General features: G+C 25.8%; 19 protein-coding genes and 1 other RNA gene. 13 read left to right on the plus strand and 7 right to left on the minus strand.

Annotated features, from left to right (window positions below):
• Window positions 1-10: 10 nt before the first annotated feature.
• From D9V69_RS00370 to fliR, 7 genes are all read left to right on the plus strand, one after another.
• The gene (locus D9V69_RS00370) at window positions 11-451 is read left to right on the plus strand and encodes a flagellar FliJ family protein (RefSeq protein WP_158356370.1); all 441 of its coding nucleotides are present in this window, start codon (window positions 11-13) and stop codon (window positions 449-451) included.
• 8 nt (window positions 452-459) lie between these two features.
• Window positions 460-1602, plus strand: a complete 1143-nt coding sequence (locus D9V69_RS00375) for a flagellar hook-length control protein FliK (protein WP_158356371.1) — start codon at window positions 460-462, stop codon at window positions 1600-1602.
• A gap of 102 nt (window positions 1603-1704) precedes the next feature.
• The gene (locus D9V69_RS00380) at window positions 1705-2649 is read left to right on the plus strand and encodes a FliM/FliN family flagellar motor switch protein (protein ID WP_158356372.1); all 945 of its coding nucleotides are present in this window, start codon (window positions 1705-1707) and stop codon (window positions 2647-2649) included.
• Window positions 2642-3052: a FliM/FliN family flagellar motor switch protein gene (locus D9V69_RS00385; RefSeq protein ID WP_158356373.1), complete on the plus strand. Its 411-nt coding sequence runs from the start codon at window positions 2642-2644 to the stop codon at window positions 3050-3052. The genes D9V69_RS00380 and D9V69_RS00385 overlap by 8 nt, the downstream gene beginning before the upstream one ends.
• 33 nt (window positions 3053-3085) lie before the next feature.
• Window positions 3086-4204 (plus strand): flagellar type III secretion system pore protein FliP, encoded by a 1119-nt coding sequence (gene fliP / locus D9V69_RS03100; protein WP_410051807.1) that lies wholly within the window; start codon window positions 3086-3088, stop codon window positions 4202-4204.
• A 62-nt stretch (window positions 4205-4266) separates the two neighbouring features.
• On the plus strand, window positions 4267-4536 hold the full coding sequence (fliQ, locus tag D9V69_RS00395) for a flagellar biosynthesis protein FliQ (protein WP_158356375.1): 270 nt from the start codon (window positions 4267-4269) through the stop codon (window positions 4534-4536).
• On the plus strand, window positions 4536-5312 hold the full coding sequence (fliR, locus tag D9V69_RS00400) for a flagellar biosynthetic protein FliR (RefSeq protein WP_158356376.1): 777 nt from the start codon (window positions 4536-4538) through the stop codon (window positions 5310-5312). The genes fliQ and fliR overlap by 1 nt, the downstream gene beginning before the upstream one ends.
• A gap of 91 nt (window positions 5313-5403) precedes the next feature.
• On the opposite strand, the gene rpmG is transcribed toward fliR, so the two are convergent.
• Both rpmG and rpmB read right to left on the minus strand, forming a co-directional pair.
• Window positions 5404-5571 carry a 50S ribosomal protein L33 gene (gene rpmG, locus D9V69_RS00405; protein WP_158356377.1) on the minus strand — a complete coding sequence of 56 codons (168 nt, stop codon included), beginning with the start codon at window positions 5569-5571 and terminating at the stop codon, window positions 5404-5406.
• Window positions 5572-5796: a 50S ribosomal protein L28 gene (gene rpmB, locus D9V69_RS00410; RefSeq protein WP_158356378.1), complete on the minus strand. Its 225-nt coding sequence runs from the start codon at window positions 5794-5796 to the stop codon at window positions 5572-5574.
• A 292-nt stretch (window positions 5797-6088) separates the two neighbouring features.
• Here rpmB and D9V69_RS00415 point away from each other — a divergent pair, with 292 nt between their 5' ends.
• Window positions 6089-8983 carry a translocation/assembly module TamB gene (locus D9V69_RS00415; protein WP_158356379.1) on the plus strand — a complete coding sequence of 965 codons (2895 nt, stop codon included), beginning with the start codon at window positions 6089-6091 and terminating at the stop codon, window positions 8981-8983.
• A gap of 29 nt (window positions 8984-9012) precedes the next feature.
• Here D9V69_RS00415 and ppa read toward each other — a convergent pair whose 3' ends face one another.
• The gene (ppa, locus tag D9V69_RS00420) at window positions 9013-9552 is read right to left on the minus strand and encodes an inorganic diphosphatase (protein WP_158356380.1); all 540 of its coding nucleotides are present in this window, start codon (window positions 9550-9552) and stop codon (window positions 9013-9015) included.
• 192 nt (window positions 9553-9744) lie between these two features.
• On the opposite strand from ppa, the gene pmbA reads away from it, so the two are divergent.
• Complete coding sequence (gene pmbA, locus D9V69_RS00425; protein ID WP_158356381.1) at window positions 9745-11085, plus strand: metalloprotease PmbA; 1341 nt, start codon at window positions 9745-9747, stop codon at window positions 11083-11085.
• Window positions 11086-11179: 94 nt separating this feature from the next.
• Here the strand turns inward: pmbA and rnpB are convergent.
• Window positions 11180-11548, minus strand: an RNA gene (gene rnpB / locus D9V69_RS00430) — RNase P RNA component class A.
• A 23-nt stretch (window positions 11549-11571) separates the two neighbouring features.
• Entirely contained in the window at window positions 11572-12429 is an 858-nt protein-coding gene (gene rsmI / locus D9V69_RS00435) for a 16S rRNA (cytidine(1402)-2'-O)-methyltransferase (RefSeq protein WP_158356382.1), read from the minus strand.
• Window positions 12430-12586: 157 nt separating this feature from the next.
• Between rsmI and D9V69_RS00440 the strand changes: the two genes are divergently transcribed.
• From D9V69_RS00440 to dapE, 4 genes are all read left to right on the plus strand, one after another.
• Window positions 12587-13825 carry a beta-ketoacyl synthase N-terminal-like domain-containing protein gene (locus D9V69_RS00440; RefSeq protein WP_158356383.1) on the plus strand — a complete coding sequence of 413 codons (1239 nt, stop codon included), beginning with the start codon at window positions 12587-12589 and terminating at the stop codon, window positions 13823-13825.
• Between the two features lie 230 nt (window positions 13826-14055).
• The gene (gene tal, locus D9V69_RS00445) at window positions 14056-15009 is read left to right on the plus strand and encodes a transaldolase (RefSeq protein WP_158356384.1); all 954 of its coding nucleotides are present in this window, start codon (window positions 14056-14058) and stop codon (window positions 15007-15009) included.
• Window positions 15010-15047: 38 nt separating this feature from the next.
• Window positions 15048-17045 (plus strand): transketolase, encoded by a 1998-nt coding sequence (gene tkt, locus D9V69_RS00450; protein WP_158356385.1) that lies wholly within the window; start codon window positions 15048-15050, stop codon window positions 17043-17045.
• Between the two features lie 101 nt (window positions 17046-17146).
• The gene (gene dapE / locus D9V69_RS00455) at window positions 17147-18274 is read left to right on the plus strand and encodes a succinyl-diaminopimelate desuccinylase (protein ID WP_158356386.1); all 1128 of its coding nucleotides are present in this window, start codon (window positions 17147-17149) and stop codon (window positions 18272-18274) included.
• 160 nt (window positions 18275-18434) lie between these two features.
• Here the strand turns inward: dapE and D9V69_RS00460 are convergent, their stop codons facing one another.
• The gene (locus D9V69_RS00460; protein WP_158356387.1) at window positions 18435-18704 is read right to left on the minus strand and encodes a hypothetical protein; all 270 of its coding nucleotides are present in this window, start codon (window positions 18702-18704) and stop codon (window positions 18435-18437) included.
• Window positions 18682-19566: a 4-hydroxy-tetrahydrodipicolinate synthase gene (gene dapA, locus D9V69_RS00465; RefSeq protein WP_158356388.1), complete on the minus strand. Its 885-nt coding sequence runs from the start codon at window positions 19564-19566 to the stop codon at window positions 18682-18684. The genes D9V69_RS00460 and dapA overlap by 23 nt, the downstream gene beginning before the upstream one ends.
• Between the last annotated feature and the right edge of the window lie 134 nt (window positions 19567-19700).

Genomic DNA, 19700 nt, shown 5'->3' on the forward strand with positions numbered 1-19700 from the left:
ATATTATTTTATGAAAAAAAACATAACATTTTCTCTTTTAGAAAAAATACAAAAAACACAGTTAAGAAAAACCATTTTAAATATTAAAATATTACATGATAAAAGAATGCATGATACAAAACAATTACAAGTTTTAAATAATTATGAGCAAGAATACATAAAAAAAATATATAAAGAAATTGTTTTCGGAATATGCGTGCATAAATGGATACATTATAACGATTTCATCATTCTGTTAAGAAAAATTATTCAAGACAATGAAATATTTTTAAAAAAAAATGATAATATTCTTAAAAAGAGTATATTAAATTGGTTTAAACATGAAAATAAAAGAAAAATTTGGCACATTTTAAACATAAAAAACAAAAAAAAAATATTAAAATCAAAAAAAATACAAGCACGTATTTTAAACGATAATGATATTCAATTGAAATTTTTAAAAAAAGGATAATTATTGTCATGTTAAAAATCATTGGAGATATTGCAATACACAAAAATAATTTTTCTCATGGTTATGCAAAACATCATAAATTATCTATAGAAACGTTAAAACTATATCAATGTATTTATGACGAATTAAATCAAAAATCTATTAACAATAAAATAGAATTTGATAATATTGTTACAGAAGAAAAAAAACATGACAAAAACATGTTTTATACTAATTTAATTATGAGTCATTTATTAAATATTTTGAATAAAAAAGAAGATAATATTAAATCTGATCATTCAAATGATTTTCAAAATTCAATACCAAAAACAACGTTAGATCATATGAACACTGTTTTATCAGATGATATAGTTAATTTAAAAACGCAAAAAAATCAAATAAAATCCAGTGAACAAAAGTTGTCAAAATTAGCGCAAGATTTATTTAATGGTAAATTTGATCATTGTAAAAAAAACTTTTTCAAAAAAAATAAATTGATCAATGATATCAACTTGAAAAAATCATATTCATTAGAATTAAATAATCATTATAGTAATAAAATAATTTTTCCTAACATCAATGATAGTAAAAATGATAAACACACACTTCAAAATAAAACATATTTAAACATTGCTAAATATGATAAAAACCACAAAAATGAGGTATTTTTTTATCATTCTAAAAACAAAAACAAAAACATAATACATTTTATTGATTCTGCAAGGTCATGTAGTAAGAACAAATCTTTAAAATTTAAAGTGAATCAATCATTGAATGAAAATTCTACAAATTCTATTAAATGGAAAAAAAATATTGTTAACAAGATACTTTTATCTTTAGATAATAAAAGACATCAAGCAGATATTTATTTTAAACCAAAACAGTTGGGTGATATATATATAAAAATAAATATGAACGATGATTATGCAGTATTAAATTTGTTTTCTAATCAAAAAGAAGTAAGAAATTTTTTAGATGATCATGTTTATTTGTTACGTAATTCTTTAATAAAAAAAGGTATTAAATTAAGAAAAATTAATATTTTAAACGTTTTAAAAGACAAATTTCAACATAATACAAGAATATTTAATTGCAACCAATTTCACAAAATATTGAATTCAAATAAAATCAAAACAGTAATAAATAATCAAACAGTTGATGTATATGTTTAAAAATCAAAAATATTTTTTATAATAAAATACTTTGACAATATATTTTTTAAAATATAAAGTTTTTAGTTTATCTTCTAAAAATATTTGCCTTTGAGGTGTATAATGGGGAAAAGTAATAATTTACACAATAAACTCCAAAAGGTTTATCAAAGAGAAAAAAGTTTATCTGCGTTTTTAAAAGAAGATGAAATTAATATTTTAGAAAATTTTAATGATTTTTTTGGAAAGAAAATCAAAAGAGATCTTGTTTTTTTTACTAAAAAAAATGTTCAAATATTTTCTCATAGTATACAAATTAAATCGTTATTGCATTATAAAAAAATTAATATTGGCACATCGAATCTGATACAAATATTACCATTTAAAAATAAATCTTTTATTACTTTTTCTGTTAATTTTTTGTCTGTTATTATAGATTTATTATTTGGTGGTCGTGGTAATTCAGTTTATAAATCAGATGAAAAAAATAAAATGACGTCTGCTGAACTATTCATTGTTCAAAAAATAACAAATTTTGTCCTGAGTAATTTAAATGATAGTATTAAAGAATTTTTTTCTTCAGATATTACTTTTATTGATGCAAGAATGATATTAGATCCTAATACACCTGTTTTTGATTCTAATGAAATGTATTTAATTAATTATTTTGACTTGAATATAGATGGTATAGAAGTGTTTTTTAATGTGTTAATTCCATTGTTTGCTATAAAAACATTAAATAAAAAACCACTTTTTTTTAATAAAAAACCAAAAATTAGCAACAATATTAATGATTGTTTTTCGTTAAAAGATATATATGATATTGAGTTGAATATTGTAGCTAAAATAACTGACATTTCCATGCCTTATGATAAATTTTGCGCTTTATCTGTAGGTGATGTATTACCTCTGAAAAAACCTGATCAAATAATAGGTGTTTTAGATGATAAACCGATATTTTTTGGGAATTATCAAAGATTTAATCAACAAACTGTTGTGTTTGTAGAAGAATTTATTAACCACTATAATTTAGAATTGAACAAAGATAAGGAATGTTCTTATGAGTAGTACAAAAGAGAAATTTAACAATAAAAAAATAGTCAATTCTAATAAAAAAAAATCCAAAAATAATAAATTTATTAGTGATGCATTGTCCGAAAAAATAACAGATCAAAACATCTCAAATGAGACTGATAAAGAATCATTATACAAAAAACAAATCTTACTTAATGCAAATGTTACTATTACCGCACAATTAGGAAAATCAAAAATTAAAATTAAAGATTTTTTAAATTTTTCAAAAGGTAGTATGTTAGTTTTAGATAAATGTATACAAGATTCTTTAGATATTTTTTTAAACGGACAGTTAATTGCATCTGGTGAAATTGTAGTATTAGAGAATACATATGGTTTACGTATTACTGGTTTAAAAAATGATTTAAAATTTATAAATATTTCATCTGAAATATAATATCTTATGAAAAATAACATATTTTATGAATCTATGCTTAATACCTTTCAATTAACGTTGAATGGTATAAATTTGTGGCAAATAGTTAGCGCATTAGCTCAAATAATATTATTAATATTAATTATTGGCTGGCTTTTAAAAAAAACATCTTTTTTTAAAATGCACCATATACAATCTTCTATTAAAATCATAGACAGATTATCTATTGGTCCACACGCATCTGTTTTGATCATAGACGTAAAAGAAGTTAAATTGATTTTAGGAGTGACCTCAACAAACATCAACCATTTATATACTATTCCATCTGTTCTAAGTAAGGATAAGACAGAACATAAAATACATGGCAGTTCGTTCTACAAAAAAAATGTTTTTCAGAATTTTTTGAAAAAGATTTCTAAAACATCTTGGAAAAAAACAATGTTTTATCGAATCATTCCTTTTTTATTTTTTTTACTATTTTGTCCAACTGCTCGTGCAGAACTTCCTGGATTAACAAGTCATCTTACAAACGATGGAGGGCAAACATGGTCTGTTCCAATACAAACTTTAGTTTTTCTTACATCTTTAACTTTTCTACCGGCATTTCTCTTGATGATGACGAGTTTTACAAGGATTATTATTGTTTTTGGATTACTACGTAATGCATTAGGAACACCTTATGCTCCACCAAATCAAATATTAATCGGTTTAGCGCTTTTTTTGACTTTTTTTATTATGTCTCCAACTTTTGACAAGATTTATCAAGATGCTTATATACCATTTAGCAAAGATAAAATCAGTATGGAAGATGCTATTATAACAGGTTCCATACCATTAAAAGAATTTATGTTAAATCAGACACGTAACCCTGATTTAGAATTGTTTTCGAAATTAGCACATATTTCTTCTTATAAAAATAAATATGATATACCTATGAGAATTTTATTACCGTCATTTGTTACAAGTGAACTCAAAACGGCTTTTCAGATTGGTTTCACTATTTTTGTTCCTTTTTTAATTATTGATTTAGTTGTTGCTAGTGTTTTAATGGCACTTGGTATGATGATGGTTCCACCGTCAACTATTTCTTTACCTTTTAAATTAATGTTATTTGTATTAGTTGATGGATGGCAATTATTAATTTCTTCTTTAGCGCAAAGTTTTAATGGATAATCTATTTTAATACATTTTATATAATAAATTCATTTATAATAAATGAAACAATGGAGATTTTTATGACGTCTGAATATGTAATGGAATTATTTCATAATGCTATGAAAATTATATTAATTCTTGCATTACCATTATTACTAGCAGCGTTAATGAGTGGTTTAATTATCAGTATTTTACAAGCAGCTACGCAAGTAAATGAACAAACATTATCGTTTATTCCTAAAATTGTCTCTGTTTTAGGTGTAATAGTAATCCTTGGGCCTTGGATGTTGGGAGTCATGATTGATTATACGCATGACTTATTTTACAATATACCATTGATTATTAAATAATGTTCACACTTAATAGTTTTCAACTGCTAACATTAATTAGTAGTATTTTTTGGCCTATGGTGAGAATTTTATCTTTTTTTTCTATAGCTCCAGTTTTTAACGATAAACTCATTAACAAAAAAATTAAAATTGGATTAGCTGTTATTATTAGTTTTTTGATATCTCCTGTTTTACCGGAAGTACATACTGTATTATTTTCATATTTTGGAATATTATTATTGTTTCAACAAATATTAATTGGTTTTGTTTTAGGTTTTACTGCACAGCTTTTATTTGCTGTGGTTAATTTTTCCGGAGAAATTATAGGATTGCAAATGGGTTTATCGTTTGCAAATTTTTTTAATAGCAACAGTCACATTGGTGCTTCCATAATATCGCGTTTATTAAATATAATATTTTTTTTGTTTTTTTTAAGTCTCAATGTACATTTGTATTTAATTGCGATTTTAGTTGATAGTTTTTATAGTATGCCGATTGATTATTATTTTTTAAATTCAAGTATTTTTTTAATTTTGTTGAAATTTTCCAGTCATATATTTTTAAGTGGTCTTTTGCTAATTTTTCCTGTAATTATCACGTTATTAACAGTGTCATGTGTTATGAGTATAGCTAATCGTTTTGCTCCTCAAATCTCTATTTTTTCTATTGGTTTTCCATTGAATTTATTAGCAGGAATATTTGCACTATATTATTTATCATCTATTGTTTTCCCGTTTTTTGAAAATTCATTACATGAATTGATGTACTTTATATCACAAACTTTTTTAAAAACATAGTTTGTTCGTATATTGAACCTGTCAGGTTTTTGATGCGAAAAGCATGTAATTAAAGTATAATTTTTTTGAAAATTATACTTTAATAAAATTATTATTTTATTTTTCCTTCATTATACAATACGTGTTTGCGAATTATGGGATCATATTTCTTAAGTTGTAATTTATCTGGTGTATTTCTTTTATTTTTAGTTGTTGTATAATAATGTCCTGTTCCTGCAGAGGATATCATTTTAATTTTTTCTCGATTTTTTTTTGCCATTTATTTATCCTGTATTTTTCTAATAACAGCTTCTATTCCTTTTTTATTAATATATCTCATGCCATTTGCAGAAATGCGTAATTTTATAAATCTTTTTTCATCAGCAATCCAAAATTTATGATATTTTATATTAATTAAAAATTTTCTTTTAGTTGCATTCATGGCGTGGGAACGATTGTTGCCAATCATTCTTTTTTTACCTGTAACTTGACATATACGTGACATATTTTATCTCTTAAATTAAAAAAAACTAATATTATTGAGAAAATTTAACGCGCATTATAAGTATTTATTTATTATAAACATGTTTTAACATATCAAAAAACTATAACGATTCTTTAATATATGTTGAAATTTGTCAACATATATTATATGTATATTTTATATGGTATCTGAATAATATACTCTTTCTATAATTTTTTAATGTATTCAATAATATTTTTTATATAAAATATAATATATTTTTTTTTAAATATTTATATATATTAAATGAAATTTTCATCAGGAAAATTGTTTTATGAGTATATATCATAGATCTTTGTCAAGATTTTTGATTTTTTTGTCTGTTCTTTTTGTTGCGTTTTTGTTATTTATAGAAAGTAATATAGGATTTAGATGTATTTTAAATGTTGCCAGTCGCTTTTTTTTAGATTTTCAAACGGAAGAAGTATCTGGTAATTGGCATGATTTTACATTAAAAAATTTCAATTGTAAGATTTTTGGAGCTTCTATTAGAGCTAATAGTATACACGTTTTATTAGATATGCAATCTATGTTTAAATCATCTACAATGTTTGACTGTATTGAAGCAAAAGATTTAAAGATTTCTATTAATAAAAATCAATTTAATGATTTTAACCAAAAACAAATAAAACATATTTTTTTTGAAAAAAATCAACATATTGAATATCCTATTTTTTTTAAAAAAATACATGTAGATAAAATATTGTTTAAAATACCTGAAACAGAAATATTTTTATCGAATGTTTTAACAAAAATAGAATTTTTAAATAATCATATTACCATCTTTCCTACTTATATCGATATTATTGAAGTAATATCTAAAAATGTTTATTTAAACAAAGTTGTTCGAGAAAAATCTTTTTTTAATATTAATACTTTTCATCAAAACGAAAAAAAACAAAATCTTTTTTTCCTTGAAAAAAAAATTTTTTTTCCATTAAATATTAATGTAATGTTTTTAAAATGCAAAAAAATACATTTTAAAAACTATAAAAAAATAGATTTTTTTGAATTAATATTAAGGGCTCAAATAAAACAGAACATCTTAAAGATCAAAGATATTAAAATATGTTCTAAACTATTTAAGATGGAATCTTATGGAAAAATTTTTTTTAATAAAGATAGTCAAATCTCTTGTGTGATGCATAACAACCTATTAATACCGAGTTTAAATTATCGAATCAATGATATCTTATTTATAGGTTGCTTAAATGAAACATTTCAATTTCATATAATATCTAAAACTTTACGTTTTATACGCTGTTCTGGAGTGCTTTTTTTTAATTCTTTTAAATACCCATTTTTTGTGCAGATTAAAAGTATTAATCTGCCTATTTTTATAAAAAATAGTTATGATATCCAATTAAAAAATTTTAACGCAGTTGTAAAAGGAACATTAAACAATTATTCAATCTTCATAAAAAGTGTTTTTAATTTTCAAAATCTATCATCTTTTGTATTTAATATGCACGCACAGGGTAGTTTTAGTAAAATGTTATTTAATAAAGTAAAAATTATTTCAGTCAAGAAAAAAATATTTATCACAGAACGAAATAGCTTTAAAAAACATTTAATCAATAGAAATATATTCGATTTAATCGGAACAATAAATATATTAGGTCAATCTAATAATCATACATATGATCTATCTGTTCCAAAGATATATTTACACGGTTATATAATGCAAAAAGCAATCTCTGTACTAGGATCTATTGATTATAATAATGCAGATGTAATAGCTATTCCAAAGATACATGTATTTTTAGGTCAAAATAAATTTTTTTTAAAAGGTATTGTAGGAAAAAAATATGATGTTGATGCTATTTTTTATGCTTCTTATTTAGATTATTTTTTGCCTCATTTAAAAGGAAATATTACATCTCATGTAAAAATACATGGTTATAATTTTTCAAATACAAAAATCAATAGTAAAACGTTTGGTCATAACATTAATTTTCATGATTTTTATTTAAAATCGTTTCACATGATTGCTAATATAGATATTCAAAGAAAATTTTTAGGATCAATATTTTTTCATGCAAAAAAAATAGATTTTAAAAAATTTTATATTAATTCTTTGTATATTCAATCTATTTGGAAACAAAATAAACAAAAATTATTGTTTTTGATTAAAAACAAAACATGGTATGCAAATTTTGTTTTGTATGGCGCTTTAAATGATCAAAAACACAGTTGGAATGGTTCATTTAAAAAAATGAATATTAGCACTATTTTAGGAATATTTTCAGTAAAAAATAATTCTCATTCTGATGTATATCAAAAAAATATTAAGAAAGATAATCAGAACAAAAGTCATATTATCATAAACAATATATTTTCATCTTTTATATATAACACTAATAAAATGCTATTTAACATGTTGAATCGATCTTTTATAGATTTCAAAAGCCAAGTTTCTATCCATACAAGATTATATTGGGATGATGTAATCAGTAGTTTTAACGGAACAATGTTTTTAAAAACAGATACAATAGAATTCAAAAGAGAAATTAAAAACAAGATATTTTCAGAGTATTTAGATGGATTAGAACTATCCATTCAGTTGAACAAAAACAATCTTCAAACTCAATGGATATTAAAAAAAACAACGAATTTATTAGAATCTAATAAAATTTCCGGATATTTGAATATTATAGATATATATGATAAAAAAAATTTGAATGGTAAATTTTTTGTTGATGCGTTTCCAATCTCTACTATTAATTTTTTTACAAGACATTTTAAAAAAGTTATGGGAACATTGAACGGTGATATAATAATTTCTGGAAATTGGAATCAAAAAAAAGTTTTATCGAATATGTCTCTCAAACAAGTTGTTATTCATAGTAATAATTTATTAAAATATATAAAATTATTTTTTCCTTCTTTTTCTAATAAATTATTCAAATTAAAAATTAATCAATCAATTTTTATGAAGCATGGTAAGATTGTATTTACGTTACACAATGTATTAAAAAATGTTGATAAAGCAGAATGGACCCTCTTATTTAAGAGCAATAAAATAGCAATAGAAATGATTCCTAAAATAAAATTTTGTTTTTCTACTTGTTTAAATTTACATTACTTACTTGAAAAGTATGACATATTTGGATATATGAAATTTCCCTTATTTTATTTTGCAATCAATGAAAAAAACTTCGTGATTTAATATTTTTAAAATATTTTTATATAAATAGTTTACTTACAACTTAGAGTAATCGCACGATTGTATGAAGTCATAATTTCTTCTTTTGCTTCATTACAATCTCCCCATCCTATTATTTTAACCCATTTTTCTTTTTCTAATTGTTTATAGTGCGCAAAAAAATGAGCAATTTGTTTTTTTAATAATTCTGATATATCTGATATATTGTGCATATTTTCATATTCCAGACATACATCATTACTTGGCACAGCTAAAATTTTGTTATCTTCTCCCGATTCATCAAGCATTTTTAATATACCAATAGGTCTACAATGAATAACACAATTAGATTGTATAGGATGATACGAAGGTACTAGTACATCTAAAGGATCTCCATCTAAAGAGATAGTTTGGTTAATATATCCATAATTACAAGGGTAAAACATTGGTGTAGGTATAAAACGATCTACAAAAAGAACATTTAATGTTTTGTTCATTTCATATTTAATTGGAGATGAGTTCAACGAGATTTCTATAATAACGTAGATGTCATGAGGTATGTTTTTACCCGCAAGTATTTTTTTAAAATTCATATTTATTCCTTCAAATTTTTTTATAGAATGAATGATTTTTTTAATATATTTTTTTCAGATAATTCTTTTATAATTTAAATAAGAGTATAATATCAAATCAATATTATCATTCAAAAATAATTATATCTATAGTTTGTATGTGATTTTTAATAATACAACATTTTTTTACATGTATTTTTAGAGGATTGATGTATGCAATTAGTAAAGGAAATAAACAATGAAGAAATACAGCTTATAGACACTGTAAAAAAAACACTAAATTTAGTAAAAAATAAAACCATTGGCATTGAAGTATTTATAAAAAAACGAATAGGTATTAGTGTTAATGTAAGAAACGGTATTATTGAGAATGTAGAGTATAATAAAGATGGCGCGTTGTTTATCACAGTTTACAATAAATTTTCTAAAGGTAGCGTATCTTCTAAAGATTTTAGTATTTCATCTATTCAAAATATGTTAGATACAGCTATTAACATTTCAAAATATTCTTCTTCTGATTTTTTTTCAGGATTACCAGATATTGAGTTATTGTGTTTTAATGCTTTTGATCTTGATTTATTTCATCCCATTGAATTAAATATCGAAGATGTTGTTAAATTTCTTATTTTGTCTGAAAAAGAAGCATTTAAATTTGATAAAAGAATTGTTAACAGTGAAGGTAGTTTTTTTAATAGTTATATTGATATTAATGTTTTTGGAAATAGCTTAGGTATGTTAGAAAAATATAAATCTACTCGTTACACTTCTTATAATTGCATGATTGCAAAAGATAAACATTCTATGCAAAGAGATTTTTATTATTCTGTTTCTAGAAAAATTAATAATTTAGAAAAACCAGAAATACTTGGAAAAAACGCCTCTTCTCGTGCTATATCAAGACTCGGATCTAAAAAAATAAATAGTCAGAAGTGTCCAGTTATTTTTTCTGCAGAAATATCTCATGTTTTCTTTTCTCATCTTATCAGCGCTCTTAATGGTGATAAAGTTTATCAAAAATCTACATTTTTAATTAATGATTTAGATAAAAACATCTTTCCTGATTGGCTTAACATTCAAGAACACCCTCATTTAAAACAGGGTTTAGGAAGTAAACCATTTGATGAAGAAGGAGTCTCTACAACAATAAAATATATTGTGAAAAAAGGAATATTACAAACTTGGTTATTAAATACGTATAATTCTCGAAAGTTGCAACTAAGAAGTACAGGAAACGCTGGAGGCATTTCTAATTGGATTATTACTCATCATAACGTTTCATTTAAAGAATTATTAAAAACAATGCATCAAGGTGTTTTGGTTACCGAATTAATGGGTCAAGGAGTGGATATTATTAATGGCAATTATTCACGTGGAGCAATAGGTTTTTGGGTTGAAAAAGGTTCTATCACCTATCCGATTAATGAAATTACCATTTCTTCGAATTTGAAGGATATGTGGAAAAATATTCTTAGTATTAGTAATGATGTTGATATACGTAATAATATTCAATGTGGTTCAGTATTATTGTCGGAAATGCAAATTTCTGGACATTAAAAATCTTATTTTTTAAATATACATATTAATCGTGATGAATGAATTATGTTACAAAATACGTCAAAATGATCAGATCGGGTAATTTAATCTGAATTGATGAAGTTGACCTATAAGCCGGGTTCTGTATGTAACAGTCATTCATCTAGATTAATAATCACTTATTAATTCAAGCAGCTTACCCAGGTTTGTATAGTACGAGCAATACAAAATTAACCTATATTTAGCTTTGCTCCGGGTGGAGTTTACCATGCCATAAATTGTTGCCAATTATGCGGTGTGCTCTTACCACACCTTTTCACCCTGGCCTTATTTTTAAAAAAATAGGTGGTTTTTTTTCTGTTGCACTAGTCATAAGCTCACGCTTTCCAGGTGTTATCTGGCACCCTGCTCTATGGAGCCCGGACTTTCCTCTTTTTAATTTTTGTAAATAAAAAAATTAAACAGCGACTGTTTGGTCAACTTCAAAATTGAATCATATATTATTTATCAGGTGTTGTCACTGTCTTTTTTTATTGCATATTGATATAAATTGTTTTTGCTAACTTGGTGTATTTTAGCAGTGAGTGTAACTGATTTTTTCAATGATAAAACATCTCTTAAAAGACAAAAAGTATCCCATACCTTTTTTGATACGTTATGTTTTAAAATTTTTTTAAAACCTTCTATGATAATCACTAGTTCTCCTTTGTAACGACATTTGTCTTCTTTAAGCCACTTTAGCATTAAGTGAGCTTTATCTCTATGTATAGATTCCCATTTTTTTGTTATTTCTCTAGCAATTACCATGTATCTATTTTTATCTATCTGATCTATTATATCTTCCATGCTTTGTAATATTCTATATTTCGATTCATAAAAAATAATTGTGCGAGTTTCATTTTTTAAAGACAATAATAAATTACATCTAGCGGTTTTTTTGGAAGGAAGAAATCCTTCATAACAAAAACGATTATTTGCAAGGCCAGAAGCACTTAAAGCAGTGATAGCAGCACATGCTCCAGGCAAAGGAATAACTTTAATATTAAAAAAATAGCATTTTTTTACTAAAATAAAACCAGGATCATTGATTACTGGTGTGCCTGCATTAGAAACTAAAGCAATGCTGACTCCTGCTTGTAATTTTTTAATTAAATTATCACTTTTTTGATTTTCGTTATCTTTGTTCATTAATACTAGATGATTTGTAATATTGAATTTTTGTAGTAAAATATTAGTATGTTGAATATTTTCTGCAACGATTAAATCAACATTTTTCAATATTTCTAATCCTCTGTAAGTAATATCTAATAAGTTACCAATCGGGGTTGGTACAATATAAAGAGTGCCAGTTTTTAATTGATGCATTTTTTCTCCATAAAATATTTTTGTATATTTATATTAAAATGTTAACATTTTTTTATAAATAAGAGTTGTAATCAATATGTTTAATTTATCTAATCTAAAATATATATTTCTTATAAAAAACTTGCATTATATTTTGTGATGGGTATAAGGATTGTCAGTGAAGAGAGTAGTGATTACAGGTTTCGGTATTGTGTCTAGTATTGGAAACAGCGAGAAAGAAATTTTTAATGCTTTATATCATGGACATTCTGGTGTGATTTTTTCAGAATCAATGAAACAACTCAATATGAATAGTCAAGTATGGGGTAATATAAAATTAAATAATGCAAATTTTATCATCCCAAGAAAAATGTTGCGCTTTATGAATGATGCTTCTGTATATGCTTATATAGCTATGTTAAATGCTATCAAAGATGCTAAAATCAGCACTCAACAATATCAAAAAAATCCTCGTGTCGGATTAATTGTAGGTTCAGGTTGCGCTCCAGCAAAATATTATGCATGCAGTAATTTAACTGGTTCTATACGAAATAAACGTTCTTTTAATTCTATTAATCCATATTTAGCTATTCAAAAAATGCCTTCTGGAATATCAGCTTGTTTATCTACATTTTTTAATATTTATGGAGTTACTTATTCTATTAATTCGGCGTGTTCTACTTCAGCTAATTGCATTGGAAATGCTTTTCAATTGATTAAATATGGAATACAAGATCTTGTTTTCGCAGGAGGAGGGGATGAAATTAGTCTAGAATTATCTTATGAATTTGATGTAATGAAAGCACTTTCTACGAAATTCAATAATCGTCCTAAAACTGCATCACGTGTTTATGATATAAATCGTGATGGTTTTGTAATTTCTGGTGGTTCTGGAATATTAGTTATTGAAGAATTAAATTTTGCTTTATCTCGTTCTGCTCATATTTATGCAGAAATTATTGGATATTCTAGCATTTCTGATGGTGATAACATGATAATTCCTTCAGGAAAGGGTACTGTACGTTGTATGCAATTAGCTAAAAAAGAAAATAATGCATCTATTGATTATATTAACACACATGGAACATCTACTAAAATTGGTGATTTAATAGAATTAAAAGCGATTAAAGAAGTCTTTATCAATGAAAAACAACCAATTATCTCTGCAACGAAATCAATAACGGGACATTCATTAGGTGCAGCAGGTGTACATGAAATTATCTATATATTGTTAATGTTTAAATATAATTTTATTGCACCTTCAATCAACATTGAAACATTAGAACCATATGCAAAAAATATGAATATTATTCAAAAAAGAATGGATATAAAGATTGATACAGCCATGTCAAATAGTTTAGGTTTTGGTGGTAACAATGTTTCATTGATAGTAAAAAAATATTCACATACTTTATAATCAATAAAAGAGAAAAATGTTTTATTAAGACCATCAAAAATAAAATTTTTATATAAAAAGAATGTATTGTTTTAATGATTTAAATTAAGAAAATCATTTTAATATGTATAGTATTAAAATGATTTTTTTCTTGTTAATTATAAATTGTGCATTGTGTATGAAGCACAGCAATCTTGATGTATGATATAAATGTTTTTTGATATTTTATATTTTCGATGGAGCAAGAAAAGATGAATCAATTAAATGAATTAAAAAAATTTACTGTTGTTGTTGCTGATACCGGTGATATTCAATCGATTCGCAAATACAAACCAAATGATGCAACCACGAATCCATCTTTAATTCTACAAGCAGCCACATCCAGTTTGAATCAACGTTTTATTGATCAAGCTGTAGCCTACGCTAAAAAGAAAGGAGGTTTATATGAAGACAGAATCGCAAATGCAAGTGATAAACTATTAGTAGATATAGGAATAGAAATTTTAAAATATATACCTGGTTATATTTCTAGCGAAGTCGATGCTCGTTTATCTTTTAGCAAAGAAAAATCTATCATCAAAGCAAAAAAATTAATTAATTTATATGAAGAGCAAGGAATTTCAAGAAATAAAGTTTTAATTAAACTAGCTGCAACATGGGAATGTATTAAAGCTGCAGAAGAGTTAAAAAAAGAAAATATTCTTTGTAATTTAACTCTTATATTTTCATTTGCTCAAGCGCGAGCATGTGCAGAATCAAAAGTTTTTTTAATTTCTCCTTTTGTTGGTCGTATTTATGATTGGTATGTTGCAAAAAATTTAATATCAAAAGATTTCGTAGGAAAAGATCCTGGTGTTGTATCAGTTTGTAAAATATATGATTTTTTTAAAAAACATAATTATAAAACTATAATTATGGGGGCAAGTTTTCGTAATGTCCAACAAATATTGTATTTATCTGGATGTGATCGATTGACTATAGCGCCTGTTTTATTAAAAGAATTAGAATCTAATAATACTCAGAAATTAAAAAAACAACTAGGTCTTCCTGATGTTTTTCTATCTCCTCCTAAAACATTGTCTGAAGAAGAATTCAGATGGGAACATAATGAAGATGTTATGGCTGTCGAAAAATTATCTGAAGGTATACGAAATTTTGGAAAAGATCAGATTTGTTTAGAAAAAATACTATCTAAAAAAATATAAATACATCAGTATTAAAACTGATTTTTTAAGGAAAAAATATGTTTTCAAGAAAACAATTATCTAATGCAATTCGTATTCTTAGTATTGATGCTGTTCAAACAGCTCAATCAGGGCATCCTGGAATGCCTATGGGCATGGCAGATATTGCAGAAGTATTATGGAGAGATTTTCTCAAACATAATCCAAAAAATCCTGCTTGGAGTAATCGTGATCGTTTTGTCTTATCTAATGGACACGGTTCAATGTTGTTATATAGTTTATTACATCTTACCGGATATGATCTCTCTATAGAAGAATTAAAAAATTTTAGACAAATTAATTCTAAAACTCCAGGGCATCCTGAAATAGATGTTACTCCAGGTGTTGAAGTGACAACTGGTCCTTTAGGGCAGGGTTTAGCTAATGCTGTTGGTATGGCGATTGCAGAGCGAATTTTAAGTTCTTATTTTAACCGAAATGAATTTAATATCGTGGATCATCATACTTGGGTTTTTGTAGGTGATGGTTGTTTAATGGAGGGTATTTCCCATGAAGTATGCTCTTTAGCAGGCACTTTAAATCTTGGTAAGTTGATTGTTTTTTATGATAAGAATGGCATTTCAATAGATGGTCCGGTATGTAATTGGTTTACGGATGACACAGTGAAACGTTTTGAATCTTATAATTGGCATGTATTAGATAATGTTAATGGTCATGATCCAGAATCGATAATATGCAGCATCAAGAAAGCAAAATCAGTAAAAAATCAGCCTTCTATTATTATTTGTAACACTATTATTGGTTTTGGTTCGCCCAATAAGTCAGGAACTGCAGAAATACATGGTGCTCCCTTAGGAGAAGAAGAAGTTGCTTTAACAAGAAAAAAACTAAATTGGAAATATCCTCCTTTTAAAATACCATTAGAAATGTATAAAAAATGGAATTGTGTTAAAAAAGGTATAGAGATAGAAGAGAAATGGAAAAAAAAGTTTTTTTTCTATAAAGAAAAATATCCTAATTTAGCTGTTGAATATTTAAGAAGAGTTAATAATCAGCTCCCTAAAAACTGGTTTGAAACAGCTCAAAGTTATATTGATTACTTGCAAAACAATCCAAAAAATATAGCTAGTCGACAAGCATCACAATATGTGTTAGAAAAATTTGGAAAAATGTTACCTGAATTAATTGGTGGATCAGCAGATCTATCACCTAGTAATTTAACGAAATGTTCTTTTTCTAATTCTATTTTTAAAAATCTTTCTGGAAATTATATTCACTATGGAGTACGCGAATTTGGTATGACTGCTATTGCTAATGGTATATTTCATCATGGTGGTTTTATTCCATATACAGCTACTTTTTTGATCTTTTTTGAATATGCTCGTAATGCAGTGCGTATGGCTGCATTAATGAACACAAAACATATTTTTGTCTATACGCATGATTCTATTGGTTTAGGTGAAGATGGTCCTACACATCAACCCATTGAACAATTAGCCACTTTAAGAATGACTCCAAATCTAGATGTTTGGCGGCCTAGTGATCAAGTAGAAACAGCATGTGCTTGGAAATATGCAATAGAAAAAAAATCAGGACCTACAGCTCTTATTTTATCTCGTCAGATGCTTTTTCAATCTGAAAAAAATTTAACACAGTTAAAAAATATTGCTCGTGGAGCATATGTGTTATATGAATCTAAAGCATTACTAGATTTAATTTTTATTTCGACAGGATCAGAAGTTCACATTACTTTATTGGCAGCAAAAAAAATTGTTTCTTTAGGATATTCTGTCAGAGTTGTCTCAATGCCTTCTACTGATATTTTTGATAGACAGGATGATACATATAAAGAATCTGTTTTACCGTCTAATTTTAATAAAAAAATTGCAATAGAAGCTGGTGTAGAAGACTTTTGGTACAAATATATAGGTCTGAATGGCGTAATTATTGGCATGAAAACATTTGGAGAATCTGCTCCAGCAGAACATTTATTTAAAAAGTTTGGTTTTAGTGTAGATAACATAGTTAATAAAGCAATGATGTTATTAACATCTTAAATTTTATTTAATAATTTTTAAGAGATATGGGGCTTAATTTTTTGCCCCATTGATGTTGAATGTGAAAAAATATTTATAAAATAAAAAAATTTAGGAACAATATGACTTGCTCAATAACCCAATTAGCACAAACATTAATCCGTATTCCATCTATTAGCCCTCAAGACTTAGGATGTCAAAATATTATTATAAAACGTTTACGTAAACTAGGATTTCAAATTAATACTATCAACGTGAATAATACTAAAAATTTTTGGGCTTATAAGGGTGTAGGAAAGACTTTAACATTTGCAGGACATACAGATGTAGTTTCTCCAGGCAATGAAGAGTGTTGGGATAATCATCCATTTAAACCTATTATTAAAAATGGATTTTTGTTTGGTAGGGGGTCAGTAGATATGAAGGGCGCATTATCAGCAATGATTATTGCTGCTGAAAGATTTATAAAAAAATTTCCAAACTACAAAGGACGTTTATCTTTTCTTATTACTTCAGATGAAGAATCTACTGCTATTGATGGTACTGTTAAAGTGGTCGAATACTTAAAATCTCAACATGACACGATTAATTATTGTGTAATAGGAGAGCCGTCAAGCATTGCTATTGTAGGAGATGTTGTAAAAAATGGGAGACGTGGTTCAATAACTGCTGATGTTATCATTCATGGTATACAAGGACATATTGCTTATCCTCATTTAGCTGAAAATCCAATACACAAAGGAATACCTGTTATTTTAAAAATTTTATCTATTAAATTTGATAGTGGTAATAATTATTTTTCTCCAACTGCTATTAATGTTTCTAATATTCATGCTGGAGATGGTTCCAATAATGTCATTCCAGGAAACTTGTTTGTCCAATTCAATGTCCGATTTAGTACAGAAATTTCTGATGTTCAAATTAAAAACAAAATTATAGATGTTTTAGATAAAAGTAATTTAAATTATACCATAAAATGGTTTCTGTCTGCTCAACCATTTTTTAGTCAAAAGAGCGTTTTAGCAGATTCTGTAATAAAATCGATCGTATCTTATAATAAAAAAGAACCTATTTTTTCTACTGATGGAGGCACTTCTGATGGACGGTTTATTGCATCAATGGGTTCTGAAATCGTTGAACTCGGCTTGGTTAATAGTACAATTCATAAAGTGAATGAGTGCGTAAAAATATTAGATTTGCAATTATTAAGTTTAATGTATGAAAATATTATGAAAGAATTACTCACTTAATCTTGAACATGTTTTTCTATATTTGTACATTATAAAAAATTTTTAGAAACGATACTGCATTAACAATGCAGAATATCATAAAGATACTCTGCATCTTTTATTGACTTATTAGAATCTTGATAAATGATTTTTAGATATTTTTTCTATACTACATAATTGTTTATATAGGAGGAAATATATCATAATTGTTTTTTTGTAAATCTTTGTCGTCACTTGGAATATTATATTCTTGATTCATATTTGGAATAAATACATCTTTTGGTATGATCAGTTTCTTTAGTTGTTTTTGTGCTTCATGAAATAAAAGATCATTATCTCTTTCTATATCTACTAATGTACAAGATGTGATTAAAAATATATTGAATATTTGAAAGATGATTTTAAGCATAAAAGATGTTTTTTTATTTTTAATGTTGTTGAATTTTAGCATTTTGAATGGCTTTTTCAAGTTGTAAACATGTAAATTTTGAAGCTGATGTCATCGGTAAACGAAGTGTATTATATTTGATCAAACCTATTTTTTGAGCTAACCATTTTACTGGTATAGGATTTGATTCTAAAAATAAAGCTTCATGTAAATACATCAATCTTTGATTTATTAATCTTGCTTTTATAAACTCACCTTTTAATGCATATGAACAGAGTTTTGTCATTTCTCTAGCTGCGATATTAGCTGTCACTGATATGACACCGTTTCCTCCTAACTGTATAAAATCTAATGCTGTAATATCATCTCCACTAATTAGTAAAAAATCATTTGGCACTGATGCTTTTATTTTATTAATTCTTGATAAATCACCAGTGGCTTCTTTAATTCCTATAATATTTTTAAAAACAGATAGTTTGGATATTGTTTCTGGTAATAAATCGCATCCAGTACGACTAGGAACATTATATAAAATCTGAGGTAATTCAGTGTTTTCTGAAATAGCTTTAAAATGTTGATATAATCCTGTTTGTGTAGGTTTATTATAATATGGTGTAACAGTTAAACAGGCAGCAATGCCAGAGTTTTCAAATCTCTGTGTTAAAGATACAGCTTCTGTTGTCGCATTTGCACCAGTTCCTGCGATAATCGGAATGCGATCATCTGCTAATTCTAAAGTAAGCATAACTACTTTTATATGTTCCTCTTGACTTAATGTTGCAGATTCTCCAGTTGTTCCAATAGAAACGATTGCTGTAGTTTTATTCAATACATGATAATCTACTAATTTTTTCAAACTTGTACGACAGATTTGACCTTTTTCATCCATGGGTGTAATGAGTGCAACAATACTTCCTGTGAACATTAATTATCCTCCTGAATAAAAAAATTTTCAACATGTTCAATGTTTCTTTGAATGATTATATTTTTTAAAAATATATTATTTTCAATGTACAAAGATTATTTAATACTTGCTATATCGTTAATTGTGAATCATTA

This window comes from Buchnera aphidicola (Hyadaphis tataricae) (genome assembly GCF_005081445.1).
Lineage (GTDB): Bacteria > Pseudomonadota > Gammaproteobacteria > Enterobacterales > Enterobacteriaceae > Buchnera > Buchnera aphidicola_AE.

What these genes read in the sequence shown, in the direction of transcription:
- D9V69_RS00370 (WP_158356370.1), top strand. Translation starts at nt 11, where the DNA reads ATGAAAAAAAACATAACATTTTCTCTTTTAGAAAAAATACAAAAAACA.
- D9V69_RS00375 (WP_158356371.1), top strand. Translation starts at nt 460, where the DNA reads ATGTTAAAAATCATTGGAGATATTGCAATACACAAAAATAATTTTTCT.
- D9V69_RS00380 (WP_158356372.1), top strand. Translation starts at nt 1,705, where the DNA reads ATGGGGAAAAGTAATAATTTACACAATAAACTCCAAAAGGTTTATCAA.
- D9V69_RS00385 (WP_158356373.1), top strand. Translation starts at nt 2,642, where the DNA reads ATGAGTAGTACAAAAGAGAAATTTAACAATAAAAAAATAGTCAATTCT.
- fliP (WP_410051807.1), top strand. Translation starts at nt 3,086, where the DNA reads ATGCTTAATACCTTTCAATTAACGTTGAATGGTATAAATTTGTGGCAA.
- fliQ (WP_158356375.1), top strand. Translation starts at nt 4,267, where the DNA reads ATGACGTCTGAATATGTAATGGAATTATTTCATAATGCTATGAAAATT.
- fliR (WP_158356376.1), top strand. Translation starts at nt 4,536, where the DNA reads ATGTTCACACTTAATAGTTTTCAACTGCTAACATTAATTAGTAGTATT.
- rpmG (WP_158356377.1), bottom strand. Translation starts at nt 5,571, where the DNA reads ATGGCAAAAAAAAATCGAGAAAAAATTAAAATGATATCCTCTGCAGGA.
- rpmB (WP_158356378.1), bottom strand. Translation starts at nt 5,796, where the DNA reads ATGTCACGTATATGTCAAGTTACAGGTAAAAAAAGAATGATTGGCAAC.
- D9V69_RS00415 (WP_158356379.1), top strand. Translation starts at nt 6,089, where the DNA reads ATGAGTATATATCATAGATCTTTGTCAAGATTTTTGATTTTTTTGTCT.
- ppa (WP_158356380.1), bottom strand. Translation starts at nt 9,552, where the DNA reads ATGAATTTTAAAAAAATACTTGCGGGTAAAAACATACCTCATGACATC.
- pmbA (WP_158356381.1), top strand. Translation starts at nt 9,745, where the DNA reads ATGCAATTAGTAAAGGAAATAAACAATGAAGAAATACAGCTTATAGAC.
- rsmI (WP_158356382.1), bottom strand. Translation starts at nt 12,429, where the DNA reads ATGCATCAATTAAAAACTGGCACTCTTTATATTGTACCAACCCCGATT.
- tal (WP_158356384.1), top strand. Translation starts at nt 14,056, where the DNA reads ATGAATCAATTAAATGAATTAAAAAAATTTACTGTTGTTGTTGCTGAT.
- tkt (WP_158356385.1), top strand. Translation starts at nt 15,048, where the DNA reads ATGTTTTCAAGAAAACAATTATCTAATGCAATTCGTATTCTTAGTATT.
- dapE (WP_158356386.1), top strand. Translation starts at nt 17,147, where the DNA reads ATGACTTGCTCAATAACCCAATTAGCACAAACATTAATCCGTATTCCA.
- D9V69_RS00460 (WP_158356387.1), bottom strand. Translation starts at nt 18,704, where the DNA reads ATGCTAAAATTCAACAACATTAAAAATAAAAAAACATCTTTTATGCTT.
- dapA (WP_158356388.1), bottom strand. Translation starts at nt 19,566, where the DNA reads ATGTTCACAGGAAGTATTGTTGCACTCATTACACCCATGGATGAAAAA.